General features: G+C 68.6%; 14 protein-coding genes. 4 read left to right on the forward strand and 10 right to left on the reverse strand.

The genetic code is table 11. The features are described from left to right. Positions 1 to 15: 15 nt before the first annotated feature. A complete protein-coding gene (locus tag YM304_RS01170) occupies positions 16 to 1,719 on the reverse strand; it encodes a peroxidase family protein (protein ID WP_083908546.1) in 1,704 nt (567 codons plus the stop codon). Between the two features lie 114 nt (positions 1,720 to 1,833). Next, positions 1,834 to 3,336: a hypothetical protein gene (locus YM304_RS01175; protein ID WP_015439798.1), complete on the reverse strand. Its 1,503-nt coding sequence runs from the start codon at positions 3,334 to 3,336 to the stop codon at positions 1,834 to 1,836. Positions 3,337 to 3,430: 94 nt separating this feature from the next. On the opposite strand from YM304_RS01175, the gene gluQRS reads away from it, so the two are divergent. The 3 genes from gluQRS to YM304_RS01190 all read left to right on the forward strand — a co-directional run bounded on the left by gluQRS (position 3,431) and on the right by YM304_RS01190 (position 8,518). Next, positions 3,431 to 4,363 (forward strand): tRNA glutamyl-Q(34) synthetase GluQRS, encoded by a 933-nt coding sequence (gene gluQRS, locus YM304_RS01180; protein ID WP_015439799.1) that lies wholly within the window; start codon positions 3,431 to 3,433, stop codon positions 4,361 to 4,363. A 114-nt stretch (positions 4,364 to 4,477) separates the two neighbouring features. Then, a complete protein-coding gene (locus tag YM304_RS01185) occupies positions 4,478 to 5,401 on the forward strand; it encodes a L,D-transpeptidase family protein (protein ID WP_154723254.1) in 924 nt (307 codons plus the stop codon). Positions 5,402 to 5,539: 138 nt separating this feature from the next. After that, positions 5,540 to 8,518: a glycoside hydrolase family 2 TIM barrel-domain containing protein gene (locus tag YM304_RS01190; protein ID WP_015439801.1), complete on the forward strand. Its 2,979-nt coding sequence runs from the start codon at positions 5,540 to 5,542 to the stop codon at positions 8,516 to 8,518. A 21-nt stretch (positions 8,519 to 8,539) separates the two neighbouring features. Here the strand turns inward: YM304_RS01190 and YM304_RS01195 are convergent, their stop codons facing one another. The 8 genes from YM304_RS01195 to YM304_RS25000 form a co-directional block, all read right to left on the reverse strand. Continuing rightward, entirely contained in the window at positions 8,540 to 12,199 is a 3,660-nt protein-coding gene (locus YM304_RS01195; protein WP_015439802.1) for an ATP-binding protein, read from the reverse strand. Positions 12,200 to 12,514: 315 nt separating this feature from the next. After that, the gene (locus YM304_RS01200; protein ID WP_015439803.1) at positions 12,515 to 13,048 is read right to left on the reverse strand and encodes a DUF2510 domain-containing protein; all 534 of its coding nucleotides are present in this window, start codon (positions 13,046 to 13,048) and stop codon (positions 12,515 to 12,517) included. 3 nt (positions 13,049 to 13,051) lie between these two features. Beyond that, complete coding sequence (locus YM304_RS01205; protein WP_015439804.1) at positions 13,052 to 14,086, reverse strand: SPFH domain-containing protein; 1,035 nt, start codon at positions 14,084 to 14,086, stop codon at positions 13,052 to 13,054. Beyond that, positions 14,083 to 14,652 carry an NfeD family protein gene (locus YM304_RS21680; RefSeq protein WP_015439805.1) on the reverse strand — a complete coding sequence of 190 codons (570 nt, stop codon included), beginning with the start codon at positions 14,650 to 14,652 and terminating at the stop codon, positions 14,083 to 14,085. The genes YM304_RS01205 and YM304_RS21680 overlap by 4 nt, the downstream gene beginning before the upstream one ends. A gap of 68 nt (positions 14,653 to 14,720) precedes the next feature. Continuing rightward, positions 14,721 to 16,310: a Rieske 2Fe-2S domain-containing protein gene (locus tag YM304_RS01215; RefSeq protein WP_015439806.1), complete on the reverse strand. Its 1,590-nt coding sequence runs from the start codon at positions 16,308 to 16,310 to the stop codon at positions 14,721 to 14,723. A gap of 103 nt (positions 16,311 to 16,413) precedes the next feature. Beyond that, complete coding sequence (locus YM304_RS25480; RefSeq protein ID WP_015439807.1) at positions 16,414 to 17,409, reverse strand: DUF2510 domain-containing protein; 996 nt, start codon at positions 17,407 to 17,409, stop codon at positions 16,414 to 16,416. A 180-nt stretch (positions 17,410 to 17,589) separates the two neighbouring features. Then, positions 17,590 to 18,387 (reverse strand): ABC transporter ATP-binding protein, encoded by a 798-nt coding sequence (locus YM304_RS24995; RefSeq protein ID WP_015439808.1) that lies wholly within the window; start codon positions 18,385 to 18,387, stop codon positions 17,590 to 17,592. After that, positions 18,384 to 20,096, reverse strand: a complete 1,713-nt coding sequence (locus YM304_RS25000) for a hypothetical protein (RefSeq protein WP_015439809.1) — start codon at positions 20,094 to 20,096, stop codon at positions 18,384 to 18,386. The genes YM304_RS24995 and YM304_RS25000 overlap by 4 nt, the downstream gene beginning before the upstream one ends. A gap of 53 nt (positions 20,097 to 20,149) precedes the next feature. Between YM304_RS25000 and YM304_RS01235 the strand changes: the two genes are divergently transcribed. Further along, positions 20,150 to 20,893 carry a TlpA family protein disulfide reductase gene (locus YM304_RS01235; RefSeq protein ID WP_154723255.1) on the forward strand — a complete coding sequence of 248 codons (744 nt, stop codon included), beginning with the start codon at positions 20,150 to 20,152 and terminating at the stop codon, positions 20,891 to 20,893. Positions 20,894 to 20,909: the final 16 nt, after the last annotated feature.

The raw sequence follows: 20,909 nt of genomic DNA on the forward strand, positions 1-20,909 counted from the left end.
AGACAAAGCGTCCGGTCACTGGCCGCGGGAGTCGGGATCGACGCCGGCGATCGTGAGGAGGTCGGCCATGGTGAAGTCGGTGCCGGTCGAGCCGTCGCGTTGCGGCAGCGTCGGGCGCCACCCATCGACGTTGAGGTAGCTGTCGGGATCGTTCTCCAGCAGGCCCATGAACACCTCGCCGACGATGCGGCCACCCACCGGGCCGAGGTGCAGACCGTCGGCGATCACGTCGGCTTCGCGCAGGATGTAGAAGAACAGCGGCGTCGACGAGTCGAGGTTCGCGCCGAGTTGTCCGACGTCGGAGAGGTCGGCCGCCGAGAGCCGGTCGACGTTCATCTCGTCGGCCACCCGCTGCCCCGACGGAACCTCCCACGTGATGTGGCGCAGCAGGTTGCGAGTCGCCAGCGACGTCGGCCCGATCTCCTCACCGCGCACGGTCGGGATCGAGAACATCGGCAACTGGAACAGCGGTGTCGACATCTTCGTGTCGATGCGCTTGTTGTTCCTCACCTCGCCGTCGCCGAAGTCGAAAAAGGTCTGCCACCCGATGAAGCGCCGCGGGCCGGTCGCATGACCGCTGAGATCGTTCGGGTCGTCGTCGCCGAAGGTGTCGGGGTCGAACACGAACGCGAAGAACGGCTCACCGTTGTCGCCCGCCAGGTTCGCTCGGTACGACGGCCGGATCTGTGAGTGCCCGAACCGGTACGCCGACGTCTGGAACTCGAACGGGATCCGGGTGACGGCGGGCCGGTACACCTGGCGACCGTTCTGCACGATGTCGTCGACCATCGCCTGGCCGACGAACTGCGGCAGGATCTCGTTGACGATGATCCACTGATAGTGGTGCCGGACGATTCGCTGAGCGGCGGCGAAGTCGTCGGCGGTCGGCACCCGACCCGAGATGTCGTCGAGCACTGCGTTGTGGAACATGATGAATCCGCACTGCAGGCCGGCGATCATCAGGTTCTCGTCGTTGCGCGGATCGGCGATCATCGCCACGCCTTCGTCGTCACGCAGCAGGTCCTCGAACTGTCCGCCGCTACCGATGCGCAACCGGAACCCGTCGTACATCTCGGGCGACTCGTCGGGCCCGCCGCCGTACACGCTGTCGAGATCGAACCGGGCGCTGCGCAGGTTGACGCTCCGCCGGGCCGGCGTCACCCGACCGAGCCGGGAGCCGGCATCACGGGTGATGTCGTGATCGAGGAACTGGCCCATGAAGGTCGCGCCCGCGGTGTTGGTCGGGTTGTCGCGGTTGTCGGGGCTGAGCTCGGGCTCGGTGAGGAGGCGGATCGGGCCGACCTCGAGCGGGTCGTTGGCGTCCATGATCCCGCCGGGTCGCCCGAGTTCGACGAGTGCCTCGCGCAGTTCCTGGCTCGGCCGAGCGAACGACGGGAGGTCGAACAAACGGGTGAACCGGTCGGGGCCGTCGGCACGGTTTGGCTGCGGATCGCCGTCGGCGTTGCCCTCGCCGTCCCCGTCACCCGGGCGTCGGTTTCCGCCGCCATCGCGACGACGGCCACCGCGACCACCTCGGTCGCGAGTCGGCTGCGGGGTGTCGTCTTCGTCGGTCTGGGCGGCAGCGATGCCGGGTACCGCCACGGCCGCCGCTGTGCCGGCACCGATGATGCCGATGAACCTGCGGCGAGACGTCGGTCCGGTGGTGCCGTCGGAGACGTTGCCGGTGGAAGGGTGGGAGCGTTCGGTGTGGTCGGTCATGGACGCCACCATCTCGGTGGAGTCGAAGGACCGACCTCGCGAATCTCACAAGATCACGACAAGGTCTGGCGCCATACCCAGTGCGTCATTCGGTGTCTGACACCGGATGACGGGTCAGGTGGTGGAGCGGGAGTTCTGGACGATCGCGATCGTGGCGGCAACGACGAGCATCACGAGCGTGGCGGTGACTCCGACCGTCGTGACGGCGTGTGGCTTGGTCGAACCAGATCCGAGGTTTCCGGCAGCGACGCCGAGCGGACGATCACCGATCTCGAGCAGCGACGACAGCCACAACCACAGCGTGATGCTCACGCCGCCGGCGGCGAGTCCGAGCCCGTAGGCGCGCACGAGGAGGAATCCCACGACCCCGGCTCCCGCCACCAGCGCGAGTTGTACGAGGCGACCGGCGAAGAACGCGAAGGGGAGGTCGTCGGTTCCGAAGTTGACGTCGAAGTTCGCGCCTTCGACGGTGATGAGGGGGCCGGCAGCGATGACGACCGCGGCCAACGCGCCGAGCGCCGCGGTCCACGGGTCGAGCCCGCGCCGCCCACCGGTACCGGCCGAGACGAGCGACAACGCGAACACCACCAGGCCGATGCCGGCCAGTGCGACGACCAACCAGTACCCGAGATCGCGGGTGACCGTGAGCGTGAACGGGCCGGGAGTGCTCGGGTCGCGCGTGATGCGTTCGGCTCCGTTGATCGGTACCTCGGCGTGTCCGATCACCAGCGCGGCCCACCCGGTGAGCGCGAGTCCGGCACCACCGGCGAGGCCCGCGCCCCACCGCAGTCCGAAGCAGTGCAGCAGCCCACCGACCAGCATGATCGCTGCCCCGATGAAGCCCGCGAGCGGCAGGTTGGAGCCCACATCGGCGAGCGTGCTGAGTTGATTGTCGATCCCGGCGACCACGCGGTCGGTGCGGATGTCGGTGACGTCGGCGACGCTCACCATCAGCGCGGCGAGCATCCCGAGGAAGGCGAGCACGAGCGTGGGCCGGACCTTGAACGGGCGCAGTTCACCGTCGAGCAGGGGGCCGCCCGCCACCGCCTCGGCGTCGAACAGTGCCGGTTGTTGCCCGGTCGTCTCGTCGAACGGTGCGCCGTGCTCGCTGACCGGGATCGCCGTCGTCGATTCGTAGGCCGGCACGGCGTCGCCGCCGGGCGATTCGGTCGAGTGCGTCGACGTGGCGAAGATGTCGTCGCTCAGCGGTGGGATCGGTTCGCTCCAGTCGGGCTCGGCGTCGGGCGGCGCGGTCGCCGGGTCGAAGAGCGAGGCACCGATCCGGCCCGCCGGCACCGACTCGTCGGGTTCGGTGTCGCTCGACGTCGGAGCGTCGGGAAGTTCGTTCGCCGGGATCGCCTCGGTGTCGGGCAGCTCCGGGTCGTCGAGTTGGCTGTCGGGCAGATCACCGATCGGCGACTCCGGCACCTCGTCGCCTGGCAGCTCGTCGATCGCCTGCGTCGGCGGAAGGTCGTCGTCTCCGTCGACCCGCGAGTCCGCGTCGGGGAGCACCTTCAACTCCTCGGTCGCGTCGGTCACGCCGGTGAGCGATTCGCCACACTCGTGACAGAAACGTTGACCTTCGCCGACCTCGACGTTGCAGACATGGCACCGCATCGCACTGACTGTACGAGATGGATGGACCCACGGTGGTTCGATTCGGATCGACCGTCGTTCGCTTCGCGGCACCGCGACCGGGGAGAATGGCCCCATGAGCGGCCGATTCGCGCCATCACCGACCGGTGACCTCCACCTCGGCAACCTCCGCACGGCCGCCATCGCGTGGCTCGCCGCGCGGTCGCGCGGCCTCGACTTCGTCATCCGCATGGAAGACCTCGACCGGGTTCAGGCGTCGCTCGACCACGAACGATCCCAACTCGCCGACCTCGTCGCCCTGGGCATCGAGTCGGACGTCGACGTCATCCGCCAGAGCGAACGCTTCGATCGCTACGACGCAGCGATCGCCGACCTCGCCGATCGCGGGTTGGTCTACGAGTGCTTCTGCTCACGGCGTGAAGTGCGTGCCGAGATCGAAGCAGCGCCGTCGGCGCCGCATCTGCCGCCCGGCGCCTACCCCGGTACCTGCCGCGATCTCACCGACGTCGAACGCCGGGCGTTCGTCGACGCCGGTCGGCGACCTGCGCTTCGGCTGCGTGCGCCCGACGACGGCACCCTCATCGAGTTCGACGACCTCGTCACCGGCCATTTCACCGGCGGCGTCGACGACACGGTGCTGCGACGCAACGACGGCGTGCCCTCGTACAACGTCGCCGTCATCATCGACGACGCGGCGCAAGGCGTCACGCAGGTCGTTCGCGGCGACGACCTCCTCGATTCCACCCCCCGCCAGATCCACCTCCACCGCCTGCTCGGACTCCCGGTGCCCACGTACGCACACGTACCACTCGTCATCGGCGACGACGGAGAGCGCCTGTCGAAACGCCACGGCTCGGTGAGCCTCGCCGACCTGGCCGAACGCGGCATCGGCGTGGCGGACGTGTGCGCGTGGATCGTCGACTCCTTGCCGGATGGTGCCGCGCCGAGTGATCGCTCCATCACGACGCTCGACGACCTGATCGACGGGTTCGACATCGGCGCGGTCGCCTCGCCACCCATCGTGGCGCCGACGTGGATCTCGGGCTGAACACGCCGCCGTCGACATCGGCGCGCCGCGAGAGTCTTGCGAAGATGTGAACTCTGGTCGGCAAGTGGACAACATCCATGCCGTGGAAGGCGCTACCCGGTAGTATCACGCTTCGTGGCAATTTCTGAACGACGTCAAGCGACCATCGGTTGCGGCATCGTGTTCGGTATCGCCGCGCTCGTCGGCTGTTCGTCGGCGATGTCGGGCGGAACCGGCGGCGGCGAAGGCGCCGCGGCGGCCCCGCAACCACTTGCGGCACCCGCCACGACAATTGCGCCGACCACCACGGTCGCACCCACCACGACGCAGGCGCCGACCACCACGGTCGCACCCGAAACCACCACCACGATCCCGCCGACCACCATCCCCGACACGATCATCGAGGTCGGGGCCATGGACGAGCCGATCCAGGCGATCGGCACATCGAGCGGCCAGGAAGCGGCACGCGTGCAGCTCCGTCTCCTGCAGCTCGGCTTCTGGGTCCAGGCGGCCGACGGCGACTACGGCCTCACCACCCGGCAGGGCGTCATGGCCTTCCAGAAGTACATGGGCTTCGACGATCCCGACGGCCGTGTCGACGAGCAGACCGCTCAGGCGCTCACCACCGAGACCGTGCGTCCGCACGCTCGCGCCAACTCCGGCACGCTGGTCGAGGTCGACAAGGGCAAGCAGCTCCTCTACTTCGTCATCGACGGCAAGACGGAGTGGATCCTCAACGCGTCGACCGGCAACGGCGAGTCGTACACCGAACCCGACCAGAACACGCCTGGCGAGATCATCACCGGCGTGTCGCTCACCCCGAGCGGCCTCCACGAAGTCAACCGCCAGCGCCCTGACGGCTGGTGGGAAGGCGACCTCGGCGAGATCTACCGCCCGAAGTACTTCGTCGGCGGCGTGGCCGTGCACGGCTCCAACAGCATCCCGAACTACCCCGCGTCGCACGGCTGTGTGCGCGTGAGCGTCCCGGCGATGGACTGGATCTGGGACTCGGAGATCATGCCGCTCCACACCCCCGTCTGGGTCCACGACGGCGCCTGACGCTCCAGACCGCCCGATCCTCGCGTCACCACATCACCGCTCGTCGACCAAAGCCGACTCGGGCTCGTCGTTGCTCGGTCTCGACCAAACCGAACACGGCTCACGCGGTGAGATGCTCAGCGTTGTACGGTCTGGGCGATGTTGCCGGGGATAGGTGCTGTGCGGCCGTGGGCCGATCCGGCGGTCACGTCGATCCGGCGCCTGCCGCTCGCACCTCCGACGCAGGCGTTCGCTTCGATCGACGACGCCCGAGCCGCGGATCCGGTCGACGCCGTGGCGTCGCGGTGGCGCAGGCAGCTCGACGGCCGGTGGAACTTCCGGCTGTTCGATCATCCCGACAACGTGCCCGCCACGGCCGTGACGAGAGCGCCGTCCGGCGCGAAGTGGCAGCAGGTCGCCGTGCCGGGCAACTGGACGCTGCAACACGTCGTCGACCAGCGCAACACCCCTGACCTCCCGCAGTACACGAACGTGGCGATGCCCTTCCCGGGTCCGCCACCACGGCTGCCCGAGCGCAACCCGACCGGCGTCTACCACCGCACCGTCAAGGTCCCGAAGAACTGGCTGAAGCGCCAGGTCGTGCTCCACGTCGGCGGCGCGGAGAGCGTGCACGCCGTGTACGTCAACGGCACGTTCGCCGGGTACGGAACCGACAGCCGACTGGCGAGCGAGTACGACGTCACCGAGCACCTCGTCGCCGGCGTGAACCGCATCGCGATCGTCGTGGTGAAGTTCAGCGCGCAGAGCTACGTCGAAGATCAGGATCAGTGGTGGATGGGGGGCCTCCACCGGGAGGTCTACGTCGAAGCTCGAGCCACCACCCGCATCGTCTCGCTCGAGTGCGATGCCGCGTACGACGTCGAGGCCGGCGCGGGCAGCGTCGACGTCCGCGCCACCGTCGGAGGACCAGCGAAGCTGCGCGCCGGCTGGACGGTGCGGACGCACGTCGAGACGCTGCGCGGGCGACGGCTCGGCACGCCGCGCACCTCGGAGGTCCCGCACCGGTTCTGGGAGATCAACGCGTTCACCGCGCACGTGGCCACGTCGACCTTCACCTACAAGAAGGTCGATCCGTGGTCGGCCGAATCTCCGACTCGCTATCGAGTCGTGGCCGAACTCGTCGACCCGAACGGCGACGTCGCGGAGGTGCACCGCCAACTCGTCGGGTTCCGGACGATCGAAGTCCGCGACCGCCAGTTCCTCGTCAACGGCCGACCGATCTGGTTCTTCGGCGTCAACCGCCACGACCAGCACCCCGAGCGAGGCAAGGCCGTCACCACCGACGACATCCGCAGCGATCTGCTCGCGATGCGCCGCCACAACATCACCGCGGTGCGAACGTCGCACTATCCCAACGACCCGCGACTCCTCGACCTCTGCGACGAGATCGGTCTGTACGTCGTCGACGAGTCCAACATCGAGAGCCACGCGTACAACACGAGCCTCTGCAACGACCCGTCATATCGCCAGGCCTGGCTCGAACGGATCGCCCGGATGGTCCAACGCGACCGCAACCATGCGTCGATCGTGATGTGGTCGCTCGGCAACGAGGCCGGGTACGGCGACAACCACGACGCCGCGGCGGCGTGGGTGCGCGCCAACGAGCCGTCACGGCCGTTGCACTACGAACCGGCCGTGTTCCACGACGGCTGGATCGACGGCGGGTTGAACGCCTCCGATGTGGTCTGCCCGATGTACCCGACGATCGACGACATCAGGGCGTACGGCGACGACGACCTCGGACACCGGCCGCTGATCATGTGCGAGTACTCGCACGCGATGGGCAACGCCAACGGTTCGCTCGCCGACTACTGGGATGTCATCACCACCACCCCCGGACTCCAAGGCGGGTTCATCTGGGAGTGGAAGGACCACGGCCTCACCACGACGCTGCCCAACGGTCGCACCGGCTTCGCGTACGGCGGCATGTTCGGCGAATCCCTGCACGACGGCAACTTCGTCGCCGACGGACTCATGTCGTCCGACCTGCAACCGCATCCGGCGATGCAGGAGGTCGAGTGGTGCTATCGCCCGGTCACGGTCACGCTGCTCGACGACCACCGGATCCGCATCACCAACCGACGGAGCTTCACGACGCTCGACGACCTGGTCGCCAAGTGGGAGCTCCGCGTCGGTGGCGAGATCATCGAGTCGGGAACGCTCGACGTCGGCACGGTCCCGCCCCATGCGTCGGTGAGCGGCCCGCTGCCCACACCGGCGCCGGCCAACCGCGACGCCCAGTTCGCGATCCGGTGGACGCAGCGGCGGGCGACTCCGTGGGCGCCCAAAGGTCACCTCGTCGCCTGGGACCAGGTCGAACTCGCGCCGCCGGCACAGTTCGGCGCGCCCACGTTCGTGCGGTTCGACTCGCCCGGTGACGAACCCGCCACCTTCGACACCGGTCTGGGCCACGACATCCGACCCGAGCTGACCGTCTTCCGCGCACCGACCGACAACGACGGCTTCAAACTCATGCCCGAACTCACCGAGCGTCACGGCGTCGGCGGCACGGCCCTGCGTTCGTGGCAAGCGGCCGGCATCGACCGCACCCCGGCAGACGATCTCGTCGAGCATCGCCACGACGTCGAGGCGGGCCCCGAAGACAGCGTGATCCATCACCACGAGGTGGTCGTGCCCGACCACCTCGACGACCTCGCGCGTGTCGGCGTGACCTTCGAGCTTCCGGCAGCGTTCGATCGGGTGCGCTGGTACGGGCGAGGGCCGCGTGAGAACTATCCCGACCGCAACCGAGGAGCGATGCTCGGCATCTGGGACGCCGAGGTCGATCAACTTCCGTATCTCGTTCCGCAGGAGTTCGGGCTCCGTACCGACTGCCGATGGTTCGAATTCGTCCGGTCCGACACGAAAGCGGTCGTACGGCTCGACGTGATCGACCCGGCCTCGCTGCACGTGTCGGCAGGCCGCCATCGCGACAGCGAGCTCTATGCCGCCTCCCACGAGACCGACCTCGAGCCAGGGTCGACCCTCGTGGTGCACGTCGACGTCGCGCACCGAGGGATCGGCACGGCAGCGTGTGGCCCTGACGTGCTCGACCGGTACCGGCTGCGACCCGGTCCGTATCGCTTCAGCTACCGACTCACGCCACGCCGACGCTGAGCCGGCGTCGCTCGCCGGAGGTCAGTCGATCTGTTCGAGCAGTGCCCGCGCGTCGGCTTCGACCGCCGGATGGTGGTTCGCTCGGGCCTGTTCCACCGCATCGCCGAGCAGCGATCTGGCGGTGTCGAGATCGCCGTCGGCCGCTCGATCGATGAGCACACGAGCTCGGCTCACATCGGTCTGCTCGGCCATCCACCTCGCATCGAACCGCCGAGCGATGTCGGCCGACACGTCGAGATGGGCGAGCGCCGCGCTGGTTCGTCCGAGCGCATGGCACAGTCGGCCGAGCGACAGGTCGATCGGCTGCGTGACGTGGATGACGTGCCCCGACAGCCGGCCGCTGTGCGGCGACAGCAGCACGTACAACTCCCGGCAGGCCTCGACGTGGCGGACGCCGGCCGCGGGGTCGGCCCAGTGTTGGAGCGCCTGCACGGTGTAGTCGTCGACGCCCAGGCTGAACCCGCGTGCCATCCCGGCATCGATCCGTCGTCGTACGTCGTCGTGGTCGCCGGCCAGGAAGACGCCGTGCGCCGCGACGGCCTGATAGAGGTCGATGTGCGGCCGTTCGTCGGCGAGCCGGATCGCCTGGTCGAGGACCTCGTGTGTGCGACCCAGGAGGAAGAGACCGTAGAAGAGGTGCGCCTCCTGCGTGATGGTGGCCTCGGGATCGGCCATGCCGGCGAGCAGTGCGGCGGCCCGCTGCGAGAGTCGGAGGTACTCGTCGCCGTCACCGCGCAAGCCGGTCAGCAAGACGTCGCTGAGGATCGCGGCGCGTTGGCACTTGGCGAGCGGGCGCTCCTCACCGTACGCGTGGATGGCCGCAGTGGTCGACGCGAGCAGCTCCGGGTCGGCATCGCGCAATGACTGGTTCTGGATGGCCCGCAGCAGGTTGACCATGAGGTACGGGTCGAAGTCGTGGCCGAGCTCGACCAGTCGCTGCATCTCGATCGACAGGCGCCGGTGTTCTTCGGCCGGAGCCACCGAGTTGCGGGCACGTGAGGCGCGCGTGAGCACGTTGGCGAGCGTCTCCGGATCGCCGAGTTGGCGGGCCAGGGCGATCGAGTCGGCACGGTAGACGGCGCTCTCGGCGCGGTGATCGTCATGCCACTTCTCGCTGGCGAGGCTCGCGAGCAGGTTGGCGCGTCGGGTCGACTGCTCGTTGCCGAGCGCGGCGATCGCCGACTCGAGCTGCTCGATCCGATCGTCGTCGATCTCCCAGATGTTGGTCTGGAGGCCGCGAGTGTTGGCGAGCGCAGCGTCGACCTGCGCATCGACGTCGCCGATCTCCTCGGCGGCGCGTCCGGCGGCGAGCAGTGCCGTTCGGAAGTCCCGATGGCCGGCGTTGCGGAGGTACGTCCCGCGCTCGACGAGCAGCCGCACGCGGGTCCGTGGCACGTCGAGCGTCTCTCCGGCGCCATCGACGAACTCATCGGACTCGAGTAGGGCGACCGCGCGCGTGAGCAGCGTCGCTGCCTCGTCGGGGTCGTGGCGGCGCGCCGCTTCGGAGGCGGCGACCCGAATGGCCTCGATGGTCTCGGCAGCCAGCGCTGGATCGTCGGCAGCAATGAAGTGACCGGCGATCTCGCCGGCTCGGCTCGTACGGTCGTCGACCGGCGATCGGTCGCGGTCGCGCAGGGCCAGCGCGCAGCGGGCGTGGAGGCGGCGACGGCGGCTCTCGCTGAGATCGTGGTACAGCGAGTGATGGACGAGGTCGTGGACGAAGCTGAACCGGTCGGGAGAACCTGGTGCTTCCGACACCAGCGCCGCGTCGAGCGCCGCTTCGAGATCGGCCAGCACGGTGCTCTCGTCGTGCCGGCACACTGCGGCGAGGGCGCGCAGGTCGAAGTGCCGACCGAACACGCTCGCCGTGCGCAACGTTCGAGTGACCGAGTCGCCGAGCCGGCCGACTCGCTGGCGGACCACCTGTCGAACGCTGTCGGGAAGTGCCGCCTCGCCGACCGCCGACCGCAACCGCAACCGCAGGGCGGCGCCGGGGTCGCCGTCGGGGACGGCTTCGATCAGGTCGCGCACGATCTCGGAGGCGAAGAACGGGTTGCCGCTCGTCTCCCGCGTCAGGTGCGAAGCGAAACCGACGAGTTCGTCGGTGTCGATGTCGGGCAGCAGGCTGCGCACCAGTGCTGCGGTGCCGTCGTCGTCGAGTCCGCCGAGGCCGAGCACGTCGACGTGAGGTTCGGCGCGGAGCGATGCCACCACATCGGACACCGGATGCCGCTCGTCGACGTCGGTGTCGCGCAGGAGTCCGATCAGCCACACCGGTCCGCGGAGGTTGCGCGCGACGTGGCGAAGCAGCTGTGTCGTCGACGCTTCGGCCCATTGAAGATCGTCGAGCACGAGCACGATCGGTTGCGTCGCCGCCACGCCGTCGAGCAGTTGGACGACCGAGCGGAACAGCGAGGCTCGGCGGGTCTCGGAACCACCGAGCGTCGCCGGAGCACCCGAACTCGGTCCTCCGAGTTCGGGAACGAGTTCGTGCAGATCGTCCGCGATCGTCGCTACGCCGAGTTCGTCGATCACCGATCGGTTGGCGGCGATCAGGTCGGTCAGCACTTCAGCCCATGCGCCCAGTGGCACGGCGGTGTCCTCGTCGCTGCGGCCGTAGTAGGTGATCGCGCCGCGCTGATCGGCGCGCTGCGCGAACTCGGCAGCGAGGCGTGTCTTGCCGATGCCGGGCTCGCCGCAGATCAGTGTGACCCGCGGGTTGCCCCGCACCAGTTCGTCGATGGCGTCGGAGGCGAGTCGCAGCTCGTCGTCTCGTCCGACGACCTCGCTGGTGAGCACGCGCACGAGTTGGCTGGGGAGCGGAGCGCGCCACACGACCGGGCGGGGATCGTCACCGTCGGGTCGAGGAGCGAGCTGGAGGTCGCGTGCGTGGTTGAGGATCTGATGGATCAGGTCGGTGATGGTCGGCGACGGGTCGATGCCGAGGTCTTCGAGCAGGCGTCGACGGAGCGTCTTGGCCGCTTCGAGCGCGTCGTGCTGTCGGCCGGAGCGGTAGAGGGCGACCATGAGCAGGGCCCACGCCGACTCGCGGTGCGGATTGTCGTTGGCGAACCGGTGGAGCACCTCCATGAGCCGATGGTGCAGGCCGAGCGCCAGCCCGGCTTCGAACGAGGCTTCGCGTAGCGAGCGGCGCAACTCCTCGAGTTCAGTCGCCGACGTGCCGCGAAACCACACGTCGCCGACGCCGGCGAGGGGCTGCCCGCGAAACTCCGACAGACCCGATTGGAAGTAGGCCGAGGCGGCGGTCGCATCACCCGTGACGAGGCGGTCCCGACCCAACTCCATCGACACGCGAGCTCTGTCGACGTCGCTCTCGCCCTCGTGGACCGCGAGGCGGTAGCCGCTGCTCGTCGTCTGCAGCCGGTGGGCGGCGGGGCCGAGACGCCGTCGGATGTCGGCGATGAAGCGCTGGATCGAGTTGCGCGCCGTCATCGGTGGATCGCCGGCCCACAACGCTTCGCTCAACTCGTCGACCGTGATGCTCGTGTTGGCGTGCAAGATCAGGTAGGCCAGCACCGCTCGCTGACGCTGACCGGTGAGCGTGCCGGCGGTGCCGCCGACCTCGACCGCCACCTCGCCGAGCACCCGCCAGCCGCACGCCTGGTCGAGGGGGACGTCGACGTCGGGCCCGCTCGGGAGTGCTGTTTCCGAGACGGTCATCGAAGAGATTCTGCCTCAGCTCGAGCCGTCGGACGAAGCGACCGAAGTGCAGGCGCCGTCGTCACGACGTGTGGCCGTGGCCTGGGAAGCTCGGAGGATGATGACACCAAGATTGTCAGAATAGGTCGAATGAGTTGGCAACGCCACTGCCACTGACTACTCAGCGAACACTCAGCGACCGGCTCTACCCTGGTGTCGGGCTTGGGAGGGCTGACGTGACGGGTGAGGGTGTCGGTGTCGTCGACCGGCTTCGGAAGGGTTCCGAAGCCGACTGGCGACACCGGACCGCGCGCTGATTCGCGCGCCGCGTCGGCATCAGGTCGATCTGCCGATCCCGCCCAGAGCGGGCATGGGAGCCGAATCGTCGGTCAGATTGTCGATGCGGTCGCCGAGCCACTCGAAGAAGCTCGCCTGCACCACCACCTGGAACACGAAATACGCCACGAGCAGGACGATCGCCACGATGATCGCTCGCTTGACCCAACGCAACGCCGTGCTCGTGTAGTCGGTGATGAGCGGGGTGATGCCCCTCACGGCGTCGGTGGCGCGGTTGCTGAACTCCTGCGCCGCCCGGTCGATCTCGCTGCGGGCGACGCTGCGCACCTCGGAGATGATCTGCTGCACGTCTTGTCGACCGAGCCCGCTCGCATGCTGCGGAACCGGCTGCGCCGACGCGACGTACTCGTGCTGCTGCTCGAACGCCCGGCGTTGCGCCGCCGCGTCGAGTTCGGCGGTGCTCGGTGGGGCGCGCTTGATGTCGGTCCAGTCGAGCCCGTCCCACCAGCGGAGACGAACGCGGCTTTCCGGATCGGGATACCAACCCGCCGGAGGAGCATCGGCTTTGCGCATCGGTCAGCGGTCCCGGTGGTCGTCCCGGTTCGGTTCGGGCAGTTGCACACGATCGTCGTCGGCCGGAATCGGCAACCCGTCCTTGGGTCGCAGCTCGTCGCTCTCGTCGTCGGGCCGAATCGTCTCGGCGAGCGCAGCGACCGTGCCCAGCAGGCCGGAGAAGTCGGCCGGAATGACGAGCTTGGTGGCACGACCATCGCCGATGCGTTCGAGTGCCTGGAGGTACTCGACGGTGAGCACTTCCTGGTTCGCGCCGGCTTCCTTGATGCCGGTCAGGCGAGCCTTGGCGGCCAGACCTTCACCTTCGCCGAGCAGTTGGAGCCGCAGCTTGTTCGCCTGGGCGCGGAGCTGGATCGCCTCCGACTCACCCTGCGCGTCGAGCACAGCGGCTTCCTTGCGACCCTGCGCTGAGAGCACCGCAGCTTGTTGCTCACCGTCGGCGCGCGCGATCGCTGCCTCCTGGTAGCCCTTGGCCTCGGTGACGGTGGCACGACGATCGCGCTCGGCGCGCATCTGGGCGTGCATGGCCGACACGATGTCTGGCGGCGGATCGATGCGTTGGATCTCGACGCGCACGACGCGTACACCCCATTTGTCGGTGGCGTCGTCGAGCACTTCGCGGAGCTGCGTGTTGATCGTGTCACGAGACGTGAGCGCCTTGTCGAGCTCCATGTCGCCGATCAGGTTGCGCAGGTTCGTCTGCGCCAACTTGGTGATGGCGGTGAAGAAGTCGGCGACGTTGTACACGAGGCGCTGCGGGTCGGTGGCCTCGTAGTAGACGACCGCGTCGACCGACACGACGACGTTGTCGGCCGTGATGACCTCCTGCGGCGGCACGTCGACGACCTGCTCACGCATGTCGATCAACTGCATGGTCTCGATGAACGGGATGATGATGCGCAAGCCGGGTTCTTCGGTGGTCTTGTACTTGCCGAGTCGTTCGACGAGTCCGCGTTGGTACGGACGGACGATCTTGACGGCAGAGACCAGGACGATGATTCCGATCAGCGCGATGACACCGATGACGATGGCGATCACGTTTGCTCCTTTCGAGCGGGTTGTTCAGCGGGCGAAGCCGGCCGGTTCAGCGGCGGCCCGGAGGCGGGCGGTGGGCTGAGCGGTATGTCGAGCGGTGTGACGATGACTCGCGTGCCCGACATGGCGGTGACCTGGACCTTGGTGCCTTCGGCGAGGAGGCCGCGCCCTTCGGTGAGCGCGCCCCAGTCTTCACCGGCGACCTTGACGCGGCCGCGGCGGTCGACGTCGTCGGGGTCGATCGGTTTGGTGACGATGGCGGTCATGCCGACGAGACGGTCGGCGCCCACACCTTCCGGGTTGGTGTGTTCGGCCATGAAACGCTTGGCGTATTTCCAGAAGAGCGCCCACAGCGCAGCGCCGCCGAGGATGAAGATCGCCCACTGCGCTTCGATCGGGGCGTCGTACCAGCCGGCCAGCGCAGCGACGAACGCCGACAGGGCGAACGGAAGGAGCACGAAGGTGCCGGCGAGGACGGTCAACTCCACGATCGCGAACACGACCGCGACGCCGAGCCACACCCATGGCCAGACGTTCAGGTCCAGACCGAGATCGAGAATCGCGATCATGCTCCCAACCTAGCCACTCGTGGTGACAGCCCGCTCGCACGGTGCGCCGAGCGGCGGCGCCGGCCGGGTCACGCGCGACGAATCTGGAGGCCGGGTTCGTTCTCGGCGGTGAGGCACGCGCCGGTCTCGATGTCGAATCGCCAGCCGTGCAGCGTGCACACGAACTCGCAGCCGTCGATCTCGCCGAACGCGGCCAGGTCGGCATTGCGGTGCGGGCAGCGCCGTTGGACGACGTAGTCGCCGATCTGGATGTCGTCCTCGGCGGCCATCGCATCGGCGTCGGGGGGTGCGACCTTGCGGACCGCTTCGGCCTCGGCCCGTCGCATCCGCTCGCGCGACAGCGACTTGAAGAAGTTGTAGACGTACTCGTTGAAGTCGCCGTCGCGCCAGGCGACGAACCGGCACGAGAGGAGCAACGAGTTGCTCCAGTCGACGGCTCGCTGTGCTGCGACGGTTTCGACGAGGCGCCGATCGATGTCGAACCGGAACGAGAACGGCTCGCCGGCGTGTTCGCGCACGTCACCCTCGGGGAAGTCGATGAGGACGTCGAGTTGTTCGTGGTCGTCGTCGGCCATGGCCCGCAGCAGCACGTTGCCGCCGACCTGCTGGCGCAACGTGGGAGCGATTTCGAGCAGCGGTTCCCACCAGCTGGTGAGCGAACCGAGGAGGTCGGTGGTCGGAGCCGTCCAGTTGGCCTTCATGTCGTCGAGCCAGGGCAGCCAGTCGGCCTGGTAGCGCTCGAGGTAGGCGCGCTTGTCGGTGAAGATCGCGTCGACCTCGTCGTCGGGGATCGGATGGGTGATCTCGATGCGGTTGGCTTCGCCGTCGGTCAGGATCTCGATCGTCGTGCCCGGGATGTTCGAGGCACCGGTGCGGCCGGCCTCGGCGAGCATCGTCAGGAACGCCGACTGGTCGGGGAAGATGCTGGCCTCGTCGCCGTCGATCATGTTGAGACCGAACAGTTCGGGGTCGAGGAAACACGGCGGTCCGGCGCTCGGCGCCACCGCGCCGGCGTCGATGTGCTCGACGTAGCGCATCGCACGAGCGAACTGTGCCTTGACCTTGGCGCGACACGCATCCGCCTTGGCCTCGTCGTCCATCTCGTACACCATCGGATACCAGATGGCCCCCGAGTACTGCAGCCAGTGCAGGTCGACCGGACCGTGGGCTCGGAGCTGGCCGAGGTCGGTGGTTCGGCAGTCGTTCTGATCGACCACGATCGCGTCGTCGGCGATGACCACGAGTGCCGAGTCGCCACCGGGGCCGTCGGTGATCGACGACTCGATGTGAATGGCGACCTTCAGCCCGGGAGCGATCTCGAGTTCTTCGGTGTCGGTCGTTCGCACGAAGTTCGTGAAGCCGAGCTCGCTCAGCGTCCGGCGCTGTTCGCGGGTCGGATAGTCGGGGAGCAGGATCGGGATGTCGCGGCGCAGATGGCTGCGCAGCCACGCCTCGTCGTGGTGGTCGCCGTGCAGATGCGACACGTAGAGGAAGTCGGCGTGCTCGATCTTCTCGGTGAGCTCGGCGCTGAGCTGGTCGTTGCGCGGGAACGGGAACCACGATCCGAAGAAGGCGGGTTCGAACCACGGGTCGCAGAGAATGGAACCTGCAGTGGTCTCGATGAGCATCCCTGCATGGCCGATCGACGTCACCTTCACGACGGTGAGGCTATTCGTCGAGAGCGCGTCGGCGGTGCCGGATCAGTTGGTCGAGTGACACGCCGACGGAGGTCGGGTGTGACTCGGTGCTCGAACGTTCGGCTCAGGCGACCGGTGGGTCGGTGTACTGCTGGCCGGCGCGCGAGACGTGCTCGGTCCATGCGCTGCCGTCCCAGTAGCGGAGCTCGAAGCGGCCCGACGGGTCGGCGTACCAACCGGCGGGAACCGTCGACTCGGCGGCCGGTGCGGATTCGGCGGCGCCGGTCGCTGCCTGGGCAGCGTCGTCGGCGGCACCGGTGGCCGCGCCGGCGGCGTCGGTGGCGGTGTCGGCCACGCTCGAGGCGGCGTCGGTTGCCGAGTCGGCCATGCCACTCGCGGTGTCGGCGGCCGAGTCGGCCATGCCGCTCGCCGTATCGGACAGGCCGCTTGCGGTGTCGGACGCGGTGTCGGCCAGGCCGCCTGCTGCATCGGAGCCCGATGCGGCCAGGCCTGCGCCCGCAGCTCCCACGCCAGCTGCACCGGCGGCGACAGCGCCGTACCCGGAGGAGTCGCCGTCGTCGGCGCCGACCTGGGCGGCGAGATCGGCGATCGAGGTGTCGTCGTCGGTCGACTCGGCGGGAGCGGCGCCCCATCCGGCAGGTTCGTCGGCGGCGGCAACGGCGGCGGCTGCGGCTTCGGCGACCGCAGGATCGGGCGTGACGACGTCGGACACGTCGTTGCTCACATCGGCGACCGACTCGCCCGGCAGGGTCGGCGAGATCGCGGTGGCGGTGTCGGCGACAGCACCGCTGTCGTCGGCGAGTTCGGGTGCGGCCTCGACCTCGGGCACGACGGGAGCGGCGTCGGCAGCCGGAGCGTCGGTGGACGAGTCGGCTTCGGTGCTCTCGGCCGCGTCGGTCTCGGAGGCGTCGGTCTCGGGAGTCTCGGAGCTCTCGGCGGCGTCGCTCGTGGCCTCAGGGGCGGCGGCAACGGCGGCGGTGGCGCCACTGGCGGCGTCACCGGATGCGGCACCGCCTCGGGTCAGGTATGCGACGACGTTGGTCCCCGCGGCGACGATGGAGACGACGCTCCACCCTTCGCTCGCCTTCTCGGTGAGCATTGGCGCGAGTGATTCAGCGTCGTATGAGGACGCGGTGACCGAAGAAAACTCCTGCATGGGCTCAGGTTAGACCACGCGGCGCAGCATGAGCGGCATCTCTCGCCGGAAGATGAAATACGTCGGCGACCTCGGCGTTCGCGCTCGAACACGGTCGTGGCCGGGCGTGGCAGCGGGGTTCGTTCACTCCGCGTCGGAGTCGTCGACCTCGCCGTCGGGCACGGTGTCGGGCGCGGTGTCGGTCGTTGCATGCGGGTCGATGCTGTCGCCGACCTCGTCGGGCGGCGCTGCGGTGACGAGGAGATCGAGGTCGGCTCCGACGGGCGCACCGTCGTAGACGACCTGGCCGTCGCTCAGTGCGATCAGACGATCGCTCGCGCTCACGCTCGTCAGTTCGTGGGTGGCCACCACCATCGACGCGCCGTCTCGATGTGCCCAGGCGATGAGGTCGAGGAGCGCCGAGCGTCCCGCGCTGTCGAGTCCGACGAACGGTTCGTCGATGAGCATCACGTCGAAGGGCCGCACGAACGCGATCGCGATCGACGCCTTCTGCTTGAGGCCGCGGCTGAAGGTGATCGGGAGATCGTCGGCGCGGTGGGCGATGCCGAGCGAGTCGAGGAGGCTCGACGCGTGGTCTTCCCAGTCGTCGGTGCGATGCAGGCGGGCGATGTACTCGAGGTGCTGCCACACCGACAGGTCGTCGTAGAACACCGGCTGGTCGGAGAGGTACGACATCGCCGCGCGAGCGTCGGGGGAGCCGATCGGATGGCCGGCGATGGTGGCGGTGCCGCCCGTCGGTTCGAGTACTCCGGCCAGCATCCGGATGAGCGTGGTCTTGCCGCTGCCGTTGTGCCCGATGAGCGACAGTCGTTGACCGGCGGGAACCTCGAGGTCGATCGGCCACAGCGCCGGAACCTCGCCGTATGCCTTGCTCAGCTCGCTCGTGGAGATGGCTGCTGCTCTGTCGTCGATCTCGCTCACGCGCTGGACCGCCCTTCGTTGAAGAATGAACGCACTTTGATCGCCCATGCGTCTCGCCGGATGATCCACCAGCCCATCACGGCCAGACACAGTGCCACACCGATCACCGAACGGATGGCGGTGTCGACGGTGGCGTCGGCGCGCATCGCCGCGACCGGTGCGAGTGAGATGGCGCTGAACACGATCGGGGTCAACCCGGTCATGACGTTGCTCGCGCCGGCGAACTCGGGGAGCGCGAACGGGCTGTCGGACGAACGGTCGCGGCCGGTGAGGGTCGTCGCCTCGACATCGGCGGGGGCCGGTGCATCGCGCACGGTCGACACGACCGGGCCGATCGCCCCCGTCCACACCACCGGAACGGCGAGCGCGAACGCGGCGAGGGCGTGCGAGCTCTCGACGACGGTGGCTGCCGTCGCTCCGATCATGGCGGCGACGGCCAGGAGACCTGCAGGGGCCACGAGGTGGTTGAGGAAGAGCCACCCTCGATCGACCGGCAGACCGTCGGTGAGATCGGGACGATCGATCTCTTGCGCCAAGGGCTCGATCGCCTCGAGACCCAGCAGGAACAGCCCGCCGACGAACGGGACCGCGAACAGGAACGACGAGGTGACGACGAGCGACGCGCTCGCGCCGGCGATCGCCGCGAGCACGGCGATGCGGATGAGTCGGCTGAACGGGAGTCGGCTCATCGCGACGAGGCCGCGCCGCCAGATCATCGCGCGCTCGACGGAGCGACCCGACGAGTGCGGACGCGAGGCCGGCCGAGCCGAACTCGTGCTTCGTCGTCGTGCCCCGACCCCCACCCACGGCCGTGAGCGAACCGACTCGGCGCGGAGCTGACGACGGAGCAGTACGACGGTGCGGATGTCTTGCACCGTTGCCGCGAACTTGAGCTGCGACACGAGTTGACCTCGACGTTCGAGCGGTTCGAGGCGCAGCCTGCCCGCCACGGCGATCGCCACCGCCACCGCTGCCACGACGACGCCGACGGCGATCAGGTCGACGCCTCGTTGTCGCACGCCCCAGAACAGCAGCGACCCGTCGAGGTTCGCCGGCCCGACCACGGCGAACGCGTCGGGATCGTCCCATCGGTTCCAGGTGGTGACAGCGGCCGCGAGCTGCCAAGCGACCGTGAGCGTGCCGATGAGGCTGGCGAGCCATCGGGGCACCGCCATGGCGTGGGCGATCGTCGCCGCGCTCACGTAGACGACACCGACGAGCGCGCCGAATGCGGCACCGCTCATCGCCCACGCAGCTCGTGAGCCTTCGACCTCGCGTGCGACGAGTTGCGCCAGCGCGCCGACCACCAGCGCGGGAATGAACGCCACCGATCGAATTCGTTGGATCAGGGGTCGGACGAGCACGAGTCGGCGGCTGACCGGGGAGAGGAGTACGTGGCGAACGTCGGCCGACTCGACCGACACCGGACCACCGTCGGCACCGTTGCGGATGCCGACCGCGAATGCCACCGCCACGACGACCCCGGCGATGCTCGGCCCCCGAGCGAGGAGCTCGTCGGTGGTCAGGTCGTCGGACACCAGCCCGTTGATCGAATCGGAGGCGACGACGATCGCGATCAACCCGCCGAGCGCGAACAGGTACACCTGGTACAAGACGTCGAACCACTCGATGTCACCGAGTCGGCTCGCCCGGCGTGCTCGCCGAAGGTCGCTCAGGGTCGCGGCATCGTCGTTGCCGGTTCGACTCACGGAGATGACGGTACCGCGCTCACTTTGCAGGGAGAAGCGGGCAGACTGGAATGGTGAAATCCTCCGTCACATCCCCTCGTTCGAATCGTTCCACGCTGCGCCGCCTCCTGACCGCCGGCGTGTCGCTCACGCTCGTCGCGAGTGCCTGCGGCAGCGACGACACCGCGTCCGACGCCGTCGACGAGATCGAAGCGGTCGCCGACGAGCCGATCGAGGCGGAGTCGACCGAGGAAGCGCCTGTCGACGAGTCGTCCGACGAACCTGCCGCCGACGAACCAGCCGTCGAGGAGATTCTCGAGAACCGGCCGGTCGAGGTCACGGGTGACGCGCTCGCCGTGTACGACAGCACGATTCCCGACGACACCATCGGCACGGCCGCCCCGGTCATCGCCGGTCAGAGCTTCGACGGCACGCCCGTCACGCTCGGCGGGGCCAGCGACAACCCGACGATGATCGTGTTCCTCGCGCACTGGTGCCCACACTGCAACGACGAGATCCCCGAGCTCGTCTCGCTCGACGACGCCGGCTCCATCCCGGAGGGGCTCGACGTGATCGGTGTGAGCACCGCCGTCGACCCGGGCGCATCCAACTACCCGCCGTCGGAGTGGATCGTCGAGAAGGAGTGGCCGTGGGCAACGATGGCCGACGACGAGGAACTGTCGGCAATCGCGGCGATGGGCGGCAGCTCGTTCCCGTTCACCGTCATCCTCGACGCCGACGGCAACGTGCTCGCCCGACGCGGCGGCTCGGCCACGGCCGACGCCACGCTCGAGTTCATCAACGCAGCGCTCGGCTGAGTCAGCGGGTCGGTAC

It is taken from the genome of Ilumatobacter coccineus YM16-304 (assembly GCF_000348785.1).
GTDB classification, from domain to species: domain Bacteria; phylum Actinomycetota; class Acidimicrobiia; order Acidimicrobiales; family Ilumatobacteraceae; genus Ilumatobacter_A; species Ilumatobacter_A coccineus.

Excerpts from the sequence above, each read along its gene's own strand:
- YM304_RS01170 (WP_083908546.1), bottom strand. The coding sequence starts at position 1,719 with ATGACCGACCACACCGAACGCTCCCACCCTTCCACCGGCAACGTCTCC.
- YM304_RS01175 (WP_015439798.1), bottom strand. The coding sequence starts at position 3,336 with ATGCGGTGCCATGTCTGCAACGTCGAGGTCGGCGAAGGTCAACGTTTC.
- gluQRS (WP_015439799.1), top strand. The coding sequence starts at position 3,431 with ATGAGCGGCCGATTCGCGCCATCACCGACCGGTGACCTCCACCTCGGC.
- YM304_RS01190 (WP_015439801.1), top strand. The coding sequence starts at position 5,540 with ATGTTGCCGGGGATAGGTGCTGTGCGGCCGTGGGCCGATCCGGCGGTC.
- YM304_RS01195 (WP_015439802.1), bottom strand. The coding sequence starts at position 12,199 with ATGACCGTCTCGGAAACAGCACTCCCGAGCGGGCCCGACGTCGACGTC.
- YM304_RS01200 (WP_015439803.1), bottom strand. The coding sequence starts at position 13,048 with ATGCGCAAAGCCGATGCTCCTCCGGCGGGTTGGTATCCCGATCCGGAA.
- YM304_RS21680 (WP_015439805.1), bottom strand. The coding sequence starts at position 14,652 with ATGATCGCGATTCTCGATCTCGGTCTGGACCTGAACGTCTGGCCATGG.
- YM304_RS25480 (WP_015439807.1), bottom strand. The coding sequence starts at position 17,409 with ATGCTCACCGAGAAGGCGAGCGAAGGGTGGAGCGTCGTCTCCATCGTC.